Here is a 15,108-nt window from a genome sequence, read left to right on the forward strand (position 1 = left end):
GGGAGCTTGACGCCTACCTGGACCACTACAACCGCCGGCGACCCCACCGGGCCTTGGGGGGCCTGGCCCCTTTAGAGTACCTGGCTAGAATACGGGGAGAGGCGGTCCCCACAGAGTCTCAAATGTGTTGACCGACTACACGAACTAGCATGGAGGCCAAGGTGGCTGGTATTATAGCTGGCCGTGCCCGCTCCGCGTTACGTTAAAATGCCCTTTACTGGAGTCCCATGGGTCTGTCCGGGCGGCCCTGCATAGTGAGGGGAGGATGCGGAGTCTGGTGCTGGCCTTTGTGTTGGCGTTATCGCCCCTACCGAACCTGCCCCAGATTCCCCACGGAAGCGAGATCCGCGTGGTGTCCCCTGACCTGCTTACGGTATATGTGGTCTGGCAGGTGGAGCAGCGCAACCTGGTCCTGCAGAGCAAGCTGGCCGCCCCGGCCAACCGCGAGGTACGGGTGCTCTTCCGTGTGGATGGAGGGTACCGCCCGCCTTACAATGGGATTACGACGCCCAGTGGGGATGTGGTCCTCCTAGTCCAAGGCGAGCGGATCAGCCTAGGCGAACTCCTCTCCCGCACATACCGCCTAAACCTGCCCAACGGGCGGGTCTTGCCGGAGGTTCGATGAAGCGCATACTCCTGATAGAGGACGACCCAGAGATTGCCCACCTCCTGCAGCTCGAGCTAGGTGAGGCCGGTTTTGCTGTGGACTGGGCGCCTGGGGGGATGTCCGGTCTGGTTCGCCTTCGGGAGGCGGTGCCGGACCTGGTCATCCTCGACCTGGGCCTGCCCGACCTGGACGGCGGCGAGGTAGCCCGCCGCATCCGGGCCGGCTACGATGTGCCCATCATTGTTCTGACCGCGGCCGATGCTGTGGAGCGGAAGGTGAGCCTGCTCTCCGATGGGGCCGACGACTACATCGTCAAGCCCTTCCATCCCGCTGAGCTGCTGGCCCGCATCCAGGTGCAGCTTCGCCACCGCGAGGGTGGAGAACAGGTGAGCGTGGGGGGGTTGGAGGTGCACATCGCCAAGCGCCAGGTCTTCTTTGAGGGACAGGAGATCCGGCTTTCCCCCAAGGAGTTTGAGCTCCTCTCCCTCTTGGCCAGTCGGGCGGGCAAGGTGTTCAGCCGGCAGGAGATAGAAGAACGCCTTTGGGGGCGGCAGCTCGAGCGCGACTCCAATGTGGTGGACGTACACATCGCCAACTTGCGGGCCAAACTGCGCGAGGCCGGGGCCTACGGCTACTTGCGTACCGTGCGGGGGGTGGGCTACGCCCTGCGCCAGCGCGACGCTGAGTAGGCTTGCCCGCCATGTCCTTCCGCGCCCGACTGATTCTGGCCTACGCCGCACTCTGGGTGCTCATTCTGGCCCTGACCTTGGGCATAGCCCTCTACAGCATTAATATCGGGCTTTACGGCCATGTGGAGCGGATTCTCTTGCGCTACGTGAGCGAGGTGGCCGAACTGTATGCCTCGGGGCGGGCGGGGGAGATTAGCCTGCCCCGCTCGGGCCCGGTGGTGGTGAGCTTTTACAGCGCCGATGGGGGGATTTTGGTTGCCCCCGGCCATGGCCTTGAGCACCGGGTGCCCGAGGCCTACATCCGCGCGGCGGACAGCAACCCCAGGCCCTACTACGCGCCTCACTTTATGGCCGCCTACCAGGCCATCCCGGGGGCGGTGGTGGCGGTGAGCCAGGACACCCGTTACATTGAGGCCATCTCTGCTACGGTGCGGGACACCCTGGTTCAGGGGATGGCTTTTTTGCTGCCCCTGGGGGCCCTTCTAATCGTGCTGGCGGCCCGGCTCTCCCTGGTCCCTTTGCACCGCGCGGCCTTGGAGGTGGAGCGGAGGGGGCCCCGCAACCTCGAGCCCATCCCCTACACCGGTCCCAAGGACGACCTGGGGGTGATGGTGGAGAAGGTCAACGACCTTCTGCGCGAGCTGAGGGAGGCCCAGGAGCGGGAGCGGGCGTTTTTGGCCGAGGTATCCCACGAGCTGCGCACGCCCCTGACCTCCCTGAGCGGCTACCTGGAGCGGCTGTCGCGCAACCCCAGCGATGCCGAGACGCTCGAGCGGGCTCGCAGAATCGCTGCTCACACCGCCCGTATGGTACAGGACCTGCTGGCCTTGGCTCGAGGGGAGGCTGAGCGGAGCGTAAACCCGCACATCGTCAATCTAGTTGACCTGCTGCGCCAGGCGGTGGGGGAGTACCCCGGCGTCCGCCTCGAGGCCCCCCCCGGGTTTCCCGAGGTGCTGGGGGACCCGGACCGCCTCCTGCAGCTGGCCCGGAACCTCATCGCCAACGCGGTGCGGGCTGCGGGGAGCCCTGAGAAGGTGCGGGTGCGCGTCTGGATGGTGAAGGAGCCCACCGACCATCCCCCTGACCCCTACGAGTCGGCCGATGAGGTCCGTACCACCTCCACCCCCGAGATGAGGGCACCCAGACAGCCTTGGGCGGTGTTCTCGGTGATAGACCAGGGGCCGGGCATTGCGCCGGAGGTAATGCCCCGGCTTTTCACCCGGTTCGCCCGGGGACCCGAGGGGGGCACTGGGCTGGGCCTGGCCATCGCCAAGCAGATTGCCGAAGCCCACGGCGGGGAGATTCGGGTGGCCAGCCGGCCCGGCGAAACCCGCTTCACCGTCTTCCTACCCCTTTTGCCGGACGAAGATTGAGGGGCGGTTTGCCTTCTTGCGTGTGCTTTCGTATGCTTTCGCTATGCCCTCCCTTGAGGCAACCCTGCGCCATCAGGAGATTCTGAAGACCCTGCGCCAGGAGGGGCGGGTTGAGGTTGGGGCCTTGGCCCGGCGCTTTGGGGTTTCGGCGGTGACGGTTCGGACTGATCTGGAATACCTGGAGCGGCAGGGGCTGTTGCGCCGCACTCGAGGGGGCGCAGTGCCCGCCGAGGCCAAGCGGTTTGAGCTTCCCCTTGAGGAGACCCGGCAGGTCCATGCGCGGGAGAAGGAGAGCATCGGGCGCTACGCGGCTGGGTTGGTGCGCGATGGGGAGACCCTGATCTTGGATGTGGGGAGCACCACCACCGAGCTGGCCCGGGCCCTTCCGATGCACCTAAAGAACGTGGTGGTGATTACCAGTGCCCTCAACATTGCCCTTCTCCTCGAGGCCCACCCAGGCCTCACGGTTATCGTAACCGGGGGCACCCTGCGCCCCCTGCAGCACTCCCTGGTCAACCCCTACGGGACCCTGCTCCTACGGGAGATCAACGCTGATAAGGCCTTTATCGGCTGCAATGGGGTGCACCCTGAAAAGGGCTTTACCAACACCAACCTGCAGGAGGCCGAGATCAAGCGGGCTATGATGGAGGCGGCCCGGGAGACCGTGGTGCTTGCAGACCACAGCAAACTGATGCAGGTAGCGGCGGCCCGCATAGCTCCGTTGCGTGCAGCCCGGCTTTTGATTACCGATCACAAGGCCAAGGCCGAGGACCTGGCGCGCCTGCGGGAGGGAGGGCTCGAGGTGGTGATGGCTCCTAGGGGCTGAAAAGCGAAAGTATTTGTAACTATTGACAAGCAAAGAGAAGCCCCCTTAGACTCCCCTTTGAACCTTTGACGGGGAACCAGCTGGCACAAAAGGCCACCCTTAGGCCTTGCTGCCCCGGGAAAGGCTTGCGAGGAGGAGCAGATGAGAGCAATCCTGGCGCTAGGTGCGGCCTTGGCCCTTTCTTCGGTCTTGGCCCAGCAGATGCAGGGGAACCCCAACCTGCGGGGGGAGATTACGGTGTGGAGCTGGGACATCGCTGCTAAGGCCCTGGAGGCAAACATCCCCGGTTTCAACAGGCTTTTCCCCAATGTCAAGGTCACGGTGGTGGACCTGGGCAACCAGGCCACCTACGACCGCGGTCTGGCTGGGTGCGCGGCTGGGGGGGGCGATTTGCCCGATGTTTACTCGGTAGAGAACAATGAGGCCGAAGTTTTCTGGGCTCGCTTCCCAAACTGCTTTACCGATCTCAACACCCTGCAGCCTGCGGCTTCTACCCTGCGGGGTCTTTTCCCGGCCTTCAAGTGGACCGAACTTACCGTGGGGAATAGGATTTATGCCATTCCCTGGGACTCCGGGCCGGTGGTGATGTTCTACCGCCGCGATATCTACAGTCAGGCTGGGGTCAACCCCAACACCATCCGCACCTGGGACGACTTCATCGCTGCGGGGAAGAGGATCGCCGCTGCCACCAACAACCGCGTCAAGGTGGGGGTCATCGCCAACGGCCAGGACGACGAGTGGTTCCGCATGTTGGCCAACCAGAACGGCTGCTTCTACTTCAACAACGAGGGCACCGCGGTTACGGTAAACCAGCCCGGCTGTGTGACCGCCTTGGAGACGGTCAAGCGGCTTATTGATGCTGGAATCGTGCTCCAGGGCGGTTGGAATGAGCAGATACAGGCCATCAAAGCTGGTACCGTGGCCACCAGCATGTTCGGTGCCTGGTACGAGGGCACCATCCGCTCCAACGCTCCTGAGCAAAGCGGCAAGTGGGGGGTCTACCCCATGCCGGCCTCCCGGCCGGGTGGGGTCCGGGCTGCCAATCTGGGCGGCTCAGCCCTAGCCATTCCAGCTTCCTCCCGCAATAAAGAGGCGGCCTGGGCCTTTGTGCGCTACGCTCTGGCCACCACCGAGGGGCAGATCACCATGCTCAGGCAGTACGGCCTGGTGCCCTCCCTGCTCGCGGCCACCCGGGACCCCTATGTACAACAGCCCCAGCCCTACTGGGGCAACCAGCGCATCTGGCAGGTGATTCTGGGCACCCTGGGCAGCGTTCCAGCGGCTCGGGGCACCCAGTTCTTCCAGGAGGCCCGGGCCATCATGGTCAAAACCCAGGCCGACTACGTGGCCGGGCGCTTCCCTAGCGCTAAGGCGGCCCTTGACGCTGCCGCCCAGCAGATTTCCCAGGCCACTGGTCTGCCCGTTGCCCGATAAGCACCACGGCCTGGGGGTGGGGGTTGCCTCACCCCCAGCCTTTTCGGTCCCACCGGAGTTGACGTGAAGCCCGGAACCACGCCCTACCTGTTTTTGCTGCCCTACTTGGCGGTCTTCGCCCTCTTTTGGGCCTGGCCAATCCTAGACTCCTTGCTGCTCTCGTTTCAGAATACCCGCGCGTATCCCCCGGTCTGGGACCCGGGGGTCAATTGGGGGCGCATCCTGCGGGACTCGGCTTTCTGGGATGCCCTGCGCAACACCCTGCTGATACTGGTTGTCCAAGTGCCCCTGATGCTGATTCTGGCCACGGCCCTAGCTGTGGCCCTCAATTCGCGCCTGCTGAGGGCCCGCGGATTTTTCCGCTTCGCCTTTTTTGCCCCAGTGGTGGTGGGGGCGGTGGCCTATTCCGCAGTGTTTCGCTTGCTCTTCAATCAGAATGGTGCGGTAAACGCGGCTTTGGGACTGGACTTTAACTGGATATTTGACCCCGTGGGGGCTATGGTGGTCATCATCGTGGCCCTCACCTGGCGCTGGACGGGCTACAACGCTATCATCATTCTGGCGGGCCTCCAGAACATTCCCAAAGAGCTTTACGAGGCGGCCGAAATGGATGGGGCAAGCCCCTGGCAGCAGTTTTGGTACGTCACTCTGCCCAGCCTGAGGCCGGTGCTGCTCTTCTGCCTGGTGCTTTCCATCATCGGTACCCTGCAGCTTTTCACCGAGCCTTGGCTGATCACCAACGGTGGCCCGGGTACCGCTACCACCACCTTGGGGGTCTACCTCTACCGCCAGGGTTTCCAAAACATCAACTTTGGGTACGCCTCGGCTATTGCCTACGTCATCACTCTGCTGGCGCTGGCCTTTTCCATCATCCAGCTGAGGCTTTTCGGGAGGGAGTCGTGAAGCGGCGGCTTTGGTGGCGTAGCCTTGGGCTGCACCTGTTTCTAACCCCGCTGGCCCTTTTGTGGCTGGCCCCGTTGTGGCTGATGCTGGTCTTCTCTACCCACCTCGAGACGGCCATTTTCAGCACCCCTACCCCTTTGCTGCCCGGTGACAGGTTTTGGGCCAACCTGCAGAACCTCCAGGCGGATACCAACTTCTTTCGTAGCCTTTTCAACAGCGTGGTGGTTTCTGGGTTGTACACCCTGCTCTCCCTCTTCCTGACCAGCCTGGCCGGCTACGCTTTTGCCCGCTACCAGTTTTTTGGCAAGGGGGCGCTGTTTTTTCTGGTGATTGCTACCCTAACCATTCCCTACTTCGCGGTGGTGATACCCCAGTTCATCCTGGTGGCCCGCGAGGCCAAAACCCTGCTGGCGGTGTTCGTAGGAATAGGGGTCTTCAGCCTCCTGGCCCTGTTGCTCGCGTGGGTTAGGCTGCCCCTATGGGCGAGGCGGGGGGGTTGGCTGGCCTGGGGTTTGTTGGCGCTGGCCTACCTTCTTTGGGGGGTGCCGGCCGTTCGAGAGGCTATGGCCTTTGAGTTTCGCCTAACCAACACCTACTGGGCGGTAATCCTGCCGGCTTTGGCCAACAGCTTGGGGGTGTTCTTCATGCGGCAGAACTTTTTGAGCCTGCCCCAGAGCTTGCTGGAAGCGGCCCGCCTGGATGGGGCCAGCGAGCTGCGCATCTTCTTTCGCATTGCCCTGCCCTTGGTGCTTCCGGCAATGGCTGCCTTGGCCATCATCCTCTTTCTAAATGCCTGGAACGACTACCTATGGCCCCTCTTGGTGCTCTCAGACAGGAACATGCAGACTGCTCCGGTGGCGCTGGGTTCGCTCATCGGGCTAACCCGGGTTTCGTGGGGCGGAATCATGGTGGGGGCGGTTATGACCACCCTACCCTTTTTGGTACTTTTCCTCTTTTTGCAGCGCTACTTTATCGCGGGCATCACCGCTGGAAGTGTCAAGGACTGAGCCAGACCCCGGGTTTTGAGGATCGGCCATTGCCGGATAGGAGTGTTGCTCGATGCTAGGCGTTTGCTACTACCCCGAACACTGGCCCCGTGAGCGCTGGGCCGAGGACGCCCGTCGCATGCGCGAACTGGGCCTCACCTACGTCCGTATCGGCGAGTTTGCCTGGAGCTGCATAGAGCCGGAGCCGGGCCGTTTTACCTGGACTTGGCTGGATGAGGCCATCGAAACCCTGGGCCAGGCTGGGCTCAAAGTGGTGCTGGGCACCCCCACCGCCACCCCACCCAAGTGGCTCATAGACCGCCACCCCGAGATTCTGGCGGTGGACCCTATGGGCCGGGTGCGCGGCTTCGGCTCACGCCGCCACTACAGCTTCAGCAGCCGAATCTACCGAGAGGAGGCCCGCCGCATTGTGACCCTCCTGGCTCAGCGCTACGGCCAGAACCCCCACGTGGCGGGCTGGCAGACCGATAACGAGTACGGCTGCCATGACACCACCCGCAGCTACGGCCCTGAAGACCTGCAGGCCTTTCGGGAGTGGCTTCGGGCTCGCTACAGGAGCATCGAGGCCCTAAACGAGGCCTGGGGCAACGTTTTTTGGAGCATGGTGTATCGCAGCTTTGAGGAGGTCGGTCTGCCCAACCAGACCGTCACCGAGGCCAACCCTGCCCACTGGTTGGACTTCTACCGCTTCAGCTCTGAGCAAGTGGCTAGCTTCAACCGGATGCAGGTGGAGATTCTGCGGGCCCACTCGCCGGGGCGTTTCATCGTGCACAACTTCATGGGTTACACCCCGGACTTTGACCACTTCAAGCTGGCCCAGGACCTGGACATTGCCGGGTGGGACAGCTACCCGCTGGGGTTTACCGATATGGACGTGCTGCCCTGCACAGAGGAGGAGAAGGTCCGCTACGCCCGCAGTGGCCACCCCGACATGGCCGCTTTCCACCACGACCTCTACCGGGGAGTCAAGCCCCGCTGGTGGGTAATGGAGCAGCAGCCAGGGCCGGTGAACTGGGCCCACCACAACCCCTCCCCGGCTCCCGGCATGGTGCGGTTATGGACTTGGGAGGCCCTGGCCCATGGGGCTGAGGTGGTGAGCTACTTCCGCTGGCGGCAGTTTCCCAAAGCCCAGGAGCAGTTCCACGCTGGGTTGAACCGGCCCGACTTTGAGCCGGATGTGGGCTTTTTTGAGGCTAAGCAGGTGGCTGAAGAACTCCAAGGTTTGGGTTCCCTGCCTCCTAGCTGTCCTGCGCCGGTAGCCCTGGTCTTCGACTACGAGGCCGACTGGGTTCTTTCCATTCAACCCCAGGGGAAGGAGTTTGTGTACCGCGACCTGGTCTGGCGCTTCTACCAGGCCCTGCGCCGGCTGGGGCTGGATGTGGACTTCGTGCCTCCAGGGGCTGACCTTAGCCCCTATCGGATGGTGGTGGTGCCCAGTCTGCCCATCGTACGGGAGGCAGCCTTGAAGGCTTTTCAGGCTTTCGCTGGTCCCCTGGTGCTCGGTCCTCGCAGCGGTTCAAAAACCGAGTCGCTGGGAATACCCCCCAGTCTACCCCCAGGGGCTCTGCAGGAGCTATTGCCCCTCAAGGTGGTGCGGGTGGAGAGCCTGCGGCCGGGGCTTTGGGAGGCCTTAGCGTGGGATGGAAGGGTCTGGAAGGTGGGGGTTTGGAAGGAGTGGGTGGAGAGCCCGCTTGTACCTGAGGCCCGTTTTGCAGATGGAAAAGGGGCCATCTACCGAGAGGGAAACCGATGGTACCTGGCCTTTTGGCCAGAGCTGGACCTCCTTCAGGCCTACTTGGCCCAGCAGGCTCGAGCAGCGGGCCTCTCTCCGCAAACCTTGCCGGAGGGTTTGCGGTTGCGGCGGAGGGGTCCTTGGACCTTTGCCTTCAATTACAGCCCAGAACCCCGTCTTGTGCCGGCTCCTGAGGGCGCTCGCTTCTTGCTGGGGGGCAGGGAGGTGGCCCCCTATAATTTGAGCGTTTTCGAGGGATAGGGGCATGCGGATACAGGGCTATGATTTCCAGGTGCAGGCCGAGCGGGTGACGGAAACCCTGGGGGGTTATCTTCTGGAAGGCAGGTCTGTGCAGGTGGGCCATCCCTTTGGCCGTACCCTGTTTTTCAAGCACGGCTGGCATAGCTGGAGCGAGGCGGCCTGGGTTAGCCTGAAGGAAAGCCCAAAGCCAATCCTGCCCCCCGAGCGGCGTCCACAGTGCGACGACCCCGCCTATGCCCTCTCGCCTGTTCACGGCGGCAGCGGGCTTGGGGGGGTGGAGGGTTACGACGGGCGGATGCTCTTTTTGGGAGCCCTACGCCCCGGGGCCCGGGTAGAGGCCGATAGGCTGTACCTGAAAGGCTATGCCAACCACGAGCTTCAGTGGTTCTTGGCCTACGGCGAGCCCCTGGGGGTGCTTTCTCGCTACGCCGAACTGCTCGCCGCCACCCTGGGGGTGCGGGCCCAGCAAGCCGCACCCCGGGTGTGGTGCAGCTGGTACGGCTATTACACCCAGATCTCCGAAGCGCAGCTGCTCCAGACCCTTGCGGGTTTGCAGGGGTTGCCCTTTGAGGTTTTTCAGGTTGACGACGGCTGGCAGCAGAACATCGGCGACTGGGAGCCCAACGCCAAGTTCCCCTCGGGCATGAACTACCTGGCCCTTCGGGTCCAAGCCCAGGGCTTCACGCCGGGCTTGTGGCTAGCCCCCTTCATTGCCCGGCCCAGCTCCCGGCTCTACCAGGAACACCCCGACTGGTTCCTACGCGACGAGGCAGGTGAGCTGGTGCTGGCGGGGAGCAACTGGGGTGGCTACTACGCCCTGGACCTGACCTTGCCGGCGGTGCAGGACTGGTTGGTGGGCCTTTTGCGGACGGTGCGCGGCTGGGGGTTTCGCTATTTGAAGCTGGACTTTCTCTTTGCCGCCGCCCTTCCGGGGAAGAGGCACCTCGAGGTGGGCCGCGAAGAGGCCTACCGGGAGGCCTTGCGCCTGGTTCGCGAGGCAGTAGGGGAGGACACCTACCTGCTGGCCTGCGGGGCGCCGGTGCTGGCCTCCTTGGGGTTGGTGGACGGGCTGCGGATCGGGCCGGACGTGGCCCCCTACTGGGACAACGAGGACCGCAGGCTCTACCTCCACGACCCCACCGGTCCCAGCGCCTACAACGCCCTGCGCACCAGCCTGCACCGGCTCTGGCTCAAACCCCTGGTGCACACTGACCCCGACGTGGTCTTCTTCCGCAGCCGCTACAACCTGCTTACCCCTGAGCAGCGCGCTGTGCTGCAGGACCTGGCTCTGGTGGCTGAGTTTAAGGCGGTCTCCGACCCGCCGGAGTGGTTGGATGGCGAGGAACGGGAGCAGCTTCGGGCCTGGCTCCAGGCCCGCCCTGCCCTGGAGCAGACCGGGCTTTACACCTTCAGGATAGATGGGCGCGAAGTGGATTTCTCGCGTTGGCTATAGGAAAAGACCATGACCCAGCTAACCCTGCACAAGCGCGTGTACCGAAAAAAAGACGGACGGATGCTCTACCTTTACGGCCGGCAGCCCCATACCCTGCCGCCTTTGGAGGAAGGCGAGCTGGTTGTGGAGCCCCGCTCCCACGCCCGCTGGCACCCTTTGCGGCAGGAGTGGGTGGTCTTTGCGGCCAGCCGTCAGGGGCGTACCTTTCTGCCTCCCAAGGAATACGACCCGCTGGCCCCCAGCAAAAGGGGTGGTTTCCCCACCGAGATTCCCTTCGAGGACTTTGAGGTTGCGGTCTTTCAAAACCGCTGGCCGGCCCTTTCGCCGGAGGCAGGGGAGCCACCTTTGGGGCTGCCCATTCCTACCCGCGACGCTCGAGGTGACTGCGAGGTGGTGGTCTTCACCCCAGAAGACTCGGGTAGCCTGGCCACCCTAAGCCCGGAGCGGCGCGAGCTTCTGGTTCAGGTCTGGGCCGACCGCTACCAGGAGCTCTACGGCCGGGAGGCCATCCGCTTTGTGATGCCTTTTGAGAACCGGGGGGAGCCTGTGGGTGTAACGCTTCACCACCCCCACGGGCAGATATACGCGTACCCCTGGCTGCCGCCTGTTTTACAGAAGGAGCTCGAGGCTTTCCAGAAGGGTCCGGTTCTCCAGGAACTTCTGCCCCATCTGGGGCCCTACACTGTTTGGGAGGACGAGCACACCCTGGCCTGCGTGCCCCCCTTTGCCCGGTACCCCTACGAGGTTTGGGTTTTTCCTCGAGCCTTCCGGCCAGGTCCTTGGGCCTTTAGCCCTGCGGAAACGCGCAGCCTGGCCCAGGCCCTAGGCCAGGTGGTGGCAAAGCTGGACGGCCTCTTCCAGAAGCCCATGCCCTATGTGATGGCCCTGCACGCGGCCCCCAAAGGGGCCGAGGCCGTTTTCCACTTCCACATAGAGTTCTACCCGGCCCTACGCACCGCCGACAAGCTCAAGTATTTGGCCGGTACCGAGGTGGCCGCTGGAACCTTTGCCATGGACGCCCTGCCCGAGGAGACCGCCTTGGCCCTGCGGGAGGTGCCTACCTGAGCTGGAGCTATCCCCCCTGGTTCTGGGCGTTCCAGAGCTTGCGGGTGGTGATGATCTGGCCCGCGTGGTGCTGGGCGTGGGCGCCGATGTGGTCTAGGACATACACCGCCCGAACCTCGTGGGGCCCCACCCGGACAAGGCGCTCTAGGTCCCGGTCTTGCAGCCTGCGCAGGGCGGCCTTGACTTCGCCCATCCGGGCGACGAAGGTCTCCAGCACCAAGCCTGGGGGTTCACCGGTGGGGGCCAGCTCCTCCGGCGGGCGCAGCCGCAGCGGCTCGGGAATCTCCTGCCCGAGCCCCCGCAGGAGGAGCCGGTAGGACGATCCGCCGATGTGGCGCACCAGCCCCCCGATGGGGTTGGCCTGGGCCGCGGGGACCCACCAGAACCCTTCAGGGGGAAGGTCGGTTGCCCATCTCTCAACGGTTTCCTCGACCTCCTCCAGGTTCCTAAGCCAGACCGAGACCAGCCAGTGCACGCCCTCAACTTCACCGCGCAGGAAGGGGGGAGGTTGGGTTGGGGGTTGCATAGGCTAGGGCTTCCAGACGGGCACGCTGGTGGGGTCTATCCCCCATTCCTTGGCTAGGTAGGTCTGGGCCAGCTTTTTGAGCACCCCTTCCTTCTCCAGCGCCTCCAGAATTCTGTCCACCTGGGCCCGGTTGGGGTTGCCCTTGGTGAAAAGGGCGCCGTAGTTCTCGCCGGTCTGGAACTGGCCCACCACCACCAGCGCCCCGCCCGACTTGGCCGCCTCGGAGAGCACGATGGAGGTGTCTATGATGAAGGCGTCAATCTGCCCAGCCCGCAGCGCGGTGAAGCCCCCAGCCACATCAGGGAAGACGCGGGTCAGGTTCTGGGGGTGCTTCAGGGTTTCGCTCAGGAACTTGGCCGCGGTGGTGGCCTGTTGGACGCCAATCCGGGCGGTCTTTAGGCTGGCTGGGGAGTTGAACTTGGCCTTGTCGGCCGAGCGCACCAGCACGCCGATGTCCGAGGAGAAGTAGGGCCGGGAGAAGTCCACCACCCGCTTGCGGGCCTCGGTGATGGTGATTTGGGAGAGGGCGAAGTCGAAATTGCGGGTCTGCCCGGCAATTAGAGCGTCCCAGGCCACGTTCTGCACCACCAGCCTGTCCAGGCCGGCCCGGTGGGCGATATAGGCGGCTAGGCAGTACTCAAAGCCGTCTTTGATGGTGGCGGGGCTGTCGCCGTTCCAGAAGCCTGGGCCTGGTAGGTTGGTCTGCACCGTGAGCTGCCCTGCGATGGCCGGGCGGATGGGAAACTGCCCTTTGGGGCCGGTGACCTCGCAGTTGCCAATCCTGGTCTGGGCCATCGCCAGCGGTGCTAGGGCCAAGACAGCTAAGATTCCAAGGCGTTTCATGCGGACCTCCTTGTCCTCGTCGTGCTAACATTACAGAACCCCACCGCCCCTGTCAACGCGCTGGCGGAGGCCCCGTGGGTGTCGGCTAGAATGGGTAGGCTGTGCGGGAGCGGATTCGCAATTTTTCCATCATCGCTCACGTGGACCACGGGAAGTCCACGCTGGCCGACCGCATTCTCCAGATGACCAAGGCGGTCTCGGAGCGGGAAATGCGGGAGCAGTTTTTGGATTCCCTGGAACTCGAGCGTGAGCGCGGCATCACCATCAAAGCCAGCGCGGTGCGGCTTTTCTACGAGAGCAAGGCGGGGGAAACCTACGTTTTCAACCTGATTGACACCCCCGGTCATGTGGACTTCGGCTATGAGGTGAGCCGGGCCCTGGCCGCGGTGGAGGGGGTTTTGCTGGTGGTGGACGCTTCCCAGGGGGTGGAGGCCCAGACCATCGCCAACTTCTACCTGGCCCTGGAGCACGAACACACCATCATTCCGGTAATCAACAAGATTGACCTGCCGGGGGCCCAGCCGCTGGAGGTGGCCCTCGAGGTGGAAGAGGTTCTGGGCATTCCGGCTGAGGAGTGCATCTTTGCCTCGGGCAAGACCGGGCAGGGGGTGGACGAGATTCTAGAGGCCATCGTGGCCCGCATTCCAGCCCCCAGGGGGGCCCCTGAGAACCCCACCCAGGCCCTGATCTTCGACTCTATCTACGACGCCTACCAGGGGGTCATCCCCTATGTGCGGGTGATGGACGGCCGCCTCCGCCCTGGCGACCTCATCCGGGTTTGGTCGACGGGCAAGGAGTTCACGGTGGATAAGGTGGGGGTCTTCCGACCGGGGGCCCTCGAGCCGGTCGCCGAGCTTGGTCCTGGCGAGGTGGGCTGGCTCACCGCGGCCATCCGCGAGATTGGCGAGACCCAGGTGGGCGACACCATCACCCTGGCCCAGAACCCCTGCAGCGCCCCCTACCCGGGCTTCCAGCCAGCCAAGCCGGTGGTCTTTGCGGGCCTGTACCCCACCGACACCCAGGATTACAACCGCCTGCGCGAGGCCCTGGAGAAACTCAAGCTCAACGACGCCGCGCTTTTCTTTGAGCCGGAGACCTCGGAGGCCCTGGGTTTTGGCTTTCGATGCGGTTTTTTGGGTCTCTTGCACGCCGAGATTGTGCAGGAGCGCCTCGAGCGGGAGTTCGGCCTTGAACTCATCTCCACTGCCCCCAGCGTGATTTACCGGGTGCGCCGGACCGACGGCGTGGAGGTGGAGATCCACAACCCCTCCGAGCTGCCCAGCCCAGACAGGGTGGAGGCCGTCTACGAGCCCTATGTGAGGCTCACCGTGTACACCCCCGAGGAGTACGTGGGCCCCATCATGCAGCTCCTGCAGGAGAAGCGGGGCCGCATGCACGCCATGAACTACGTGGGCAAGCGGGTGGAGCTGGTCTACGAGGTGCCCTTTGGGGAGATCCTCTACGACTTCCACGACCGCCTCAAGTCGCTGAGCCGGGGCTATGCCTCCATGGATTACGAGCAAATTGGCTATCGGGAAGGCGACTTGGTCAAGGTGAGCATCCTGGTCAACGAGGAGCCGGTGGATGCCCTGGCCTTTATCGCCCACAAGGAGAAGGCCTACAGCATCGCACGGGAGATTGTGGACAAGCTCGCCGAGGTGATCCCCCGGCAGCAGTTTGCGGTGCCCATCCAGGCCGCTATCGGGGGCAAGATCATCGCCCGGGCCACGGTAAAGGCGCTGCGCAAGGACGTGCTGGCCAAGTGCTATGGGGGCGACGTAACCCGCAAGAAGAAGCTGTTGGAGAGGCAGAAGGAGGGAAAGAAGCGCCTGAAGGCCATCGGCAAGGTGGAGGTGCCCCAGGAGGCCTTTTTGGCGGTGCTCTCGGCTGGCCGGGACTGATTCAGTCCGCCTCCCCTTCCACCTCCGCCTCCGCGGAGGCCACCTCGAGCTCCTGGGTCTCGGGGTAGAACCGGCGAAGCCGCCCGCCGAAGAGCTGGATAATTCGCTGAAAACGGGCGTCCTCCAGAAGGGTGGTCTGGGCTTCGGGGAGCTCTGGCGGGCCAGCGGCTTGAGGAGGCTCCTCCACCGGGGGCGGGGGGTTTAGGGGTTCATCGGGGGCTTTTTTTTTGAGCAGGAACGCGAGCTGCTCCACGCCCAAGACCTCCCGCACCACTTTGGCGATTTCCTCCTGGTTTTTCTGCGCGCCTTGGAAGTGGAAGCCCGCCCGCTCGGGGAAGACCAGCACCAGCTGCTTACCCTCCAGGCGGGGCTCGGCCTCCCGCACAAAAGCCCGCAGGGTGGGCTTGAGCGCCCCCATGACCCGCTGCCACTCCGCCCCCAGGTCGTTCCTGGGAGGAGGGTTGGGCGCGGCTTGGGCTGTGGGGGGT

At 64.0% G+C, this 15,108-nt stretch carries 13 protein-coding genes and 2 pseudogenes; 12 read left to right on the plus strand and 3 right to left on the minus strand.

The annotated features are described in order from the left end of the window. The 11 genes and pseudogenes from NZ849_RS06525 to galT form a co-directional block, all read left to right on the plus strand. A pseudogene (locus NZ849_RS06525) lies at nt 1-148 on the plus strand (integrase core domain-containing protein); the annotation flags it as partial. A 117-nt stretch (nt 149-265) separates the two neighbouring features. Continuing rightward, complete coding sequence (locus NZ849_RS06530) at nt 266-625, plus strand: hypothetical protein (RefSeq protein WP_295387749.1); 360 nt, start codon at nt 266-268, stop codon at nt 623-625. Beyond that, nucleotides 622-1,296 (plus strand): response regulator transcription factor, encoded by a 675-nt coding sequence (locus NZ849_RS06535; protein ID WP_295387752.1) that lies wholly within the window; start codon nt 622-624, stop codon nt 1,294-1,296. Before NZ849_RS06530 ends, NZ849_RS06535 begins: the two co-directional genes overlap by 4 nt. A gap of 11 nt (nt 1,297-1,307) precedes the next feature. Then, on the plus strand, nt 1,308-2,669 hold the full coding sequence (locus NZ849_RS06540; protein ID WP_295387755.1) for a HAMP domain-containing sensor histidine kinase: 1,362 nt from the start codon (nt 1,308-1,310) through the stop codon (nt 2,667-2,669). A 43-nt stretch (nt 2,670-2,712) separates the two neighbouring features. Further along, on the plus strand, nt 2,713-3,495 hold the full coding sequence (locus NZ849_RS06545; RefSeq protein ID WP_295405520.1) for a DeoR/GlpR family DNA-binding transcription regulator: 783 nt from the start codon (nt 2,713-2,715) through the stop codon (nt 3,493-3,495). A gap of 141 nt (nt 3,496-3,636) precedes the next feature. After that, entirely contained in the window at nt 3,637-4,929 is a 1,293-nt protein-coding gene (locus NZ849_RS06550; RefSeq protein WP_295405522.1) for an ABC transporter substrate-binding protein, read from the plus strand. A 63-nt stretch (nt 4,930-4,992) separates the two neighbouring features. Next, complete coding sequence (locus NZ849_RS06555) at nt 4,993-5,832, plus strand: carbohydrate ABC transporter permease (protein WP_295405524.1); 840 nt, start codon at nt 4,993-4,995, stop codon at nt 5,830-5,832. Next, complete coding sequence (locus NZ849_RS06560; RefSeq protein ID WP_295387768.1) at nt 5,829-6,839, plus strand: carbohydrate ABC transporter permease; 1,011 nt, start codon at nt 5,829-5,831, stop codon at nt 6,837-6,839. Before NZ849_RS06555 ends, NZ849_RS06560 begins: the two co-directional genes overlap by 4 nt. A gap of 52 nt (nt 6,840-6,891) precedes the next feature. Then, complete coding sequence (locus tag NZ849_RS06565; protein ID WP_295387771.1) at nt 6,892-8,832, plus strand: beta-galactosidase; 1,941 nt, start codon at nt 6,892-6,894, stop codon at nt 8,830-8,832. Between the two features lie 4 nt (nt 8,833-8,836). Next, nucleotides 8,837-10,285, plus strand: coding sequence for a glycoside hydrolase family 36 protein (locus tag NZ849_RS06570; RefSeq protein ID WP_295405526.1), 1,449 nt, complete (start codon nt 8,837-8,839; stop codon nt 10,283-10,285). Nucleotides 10,286-10,294: 9 nt separating this feature from the next. Beyond that, nucleotides 10,295-11,350 carry a galactose-1-phosphate uridylyltransferase gene (gene galT / locus NZ849_RS06575; RefSeq protein ID WP_295387778.1) on the plus strand — a complete coding sequence of 352 codons (1,056 nt, stop codon included), beginning with the start codon at nt 10,295-10,297 and terminating at the stop codon, nt 11,348-11,350. A 7-nt stretch (nt 11,351-11,357) separates the two neighbouring features. Here the strand turns inward: galT and NZ849_RS06580 are convergent, their stop codons facing one another. Both NZ849_RS06580 and NZ849_RS06585 read right to left on the minus strand, forming a co-directional pair. Beyond that, nucleotides 11,358-11,876 (minus strand): DinB family protein, encoded by a 519-nt coding sequence (locus NZ849_RS06580; protein ID WP_295405528.1) that lies wholly within the window; start codon nt 11,874-11,876, stop codon nt 11,358-11,360. A 3-nt stretch (nt 11,877-11,879) separates the two neighbouring features. Next, a complete protein-coding gene (locus tag NZ849_RS06585; protein WP_295387783.1) occupies nt 11,880-12,719 on the minus strand; it encodes an ABC transporter substrate-binding protein in 840 nt (279 codons plus the stop codon). 101 nt (nt 12,720-12,820) lie between these two features. Here NZ849_RS06585 and lepA point away from each other — a divergent pair, with 101 nt between their 5' ends. Next, entirely contained in the window at nt 12,821-14,620 is a 1,800-nt protein-coding gene (lepA, locus tag NZ849_RS06590) for a translation elongation factor 4 (RefSeq protein WP_295387786.1), read from the plus strand. A gap of 1 nt (nt 14,621) precedes the next feature. On the opposite strand, the pseudogene NZ849_RS06595 reads toward lepA, so the two are convergent. Beyond that, nucleotides 14,622-15,108 (minus strand): annotated as a pseudogene (locus NZ849_RS06595) (hypothetical protein); the annotation flags it as partial.

This window comes from Meiothermus sp. (assembly GCF_025060375.1).
GTDB lineage: Bacteria > Deinococcota > Deinococci > Deinococcales > Thermaceae > Meiothermus.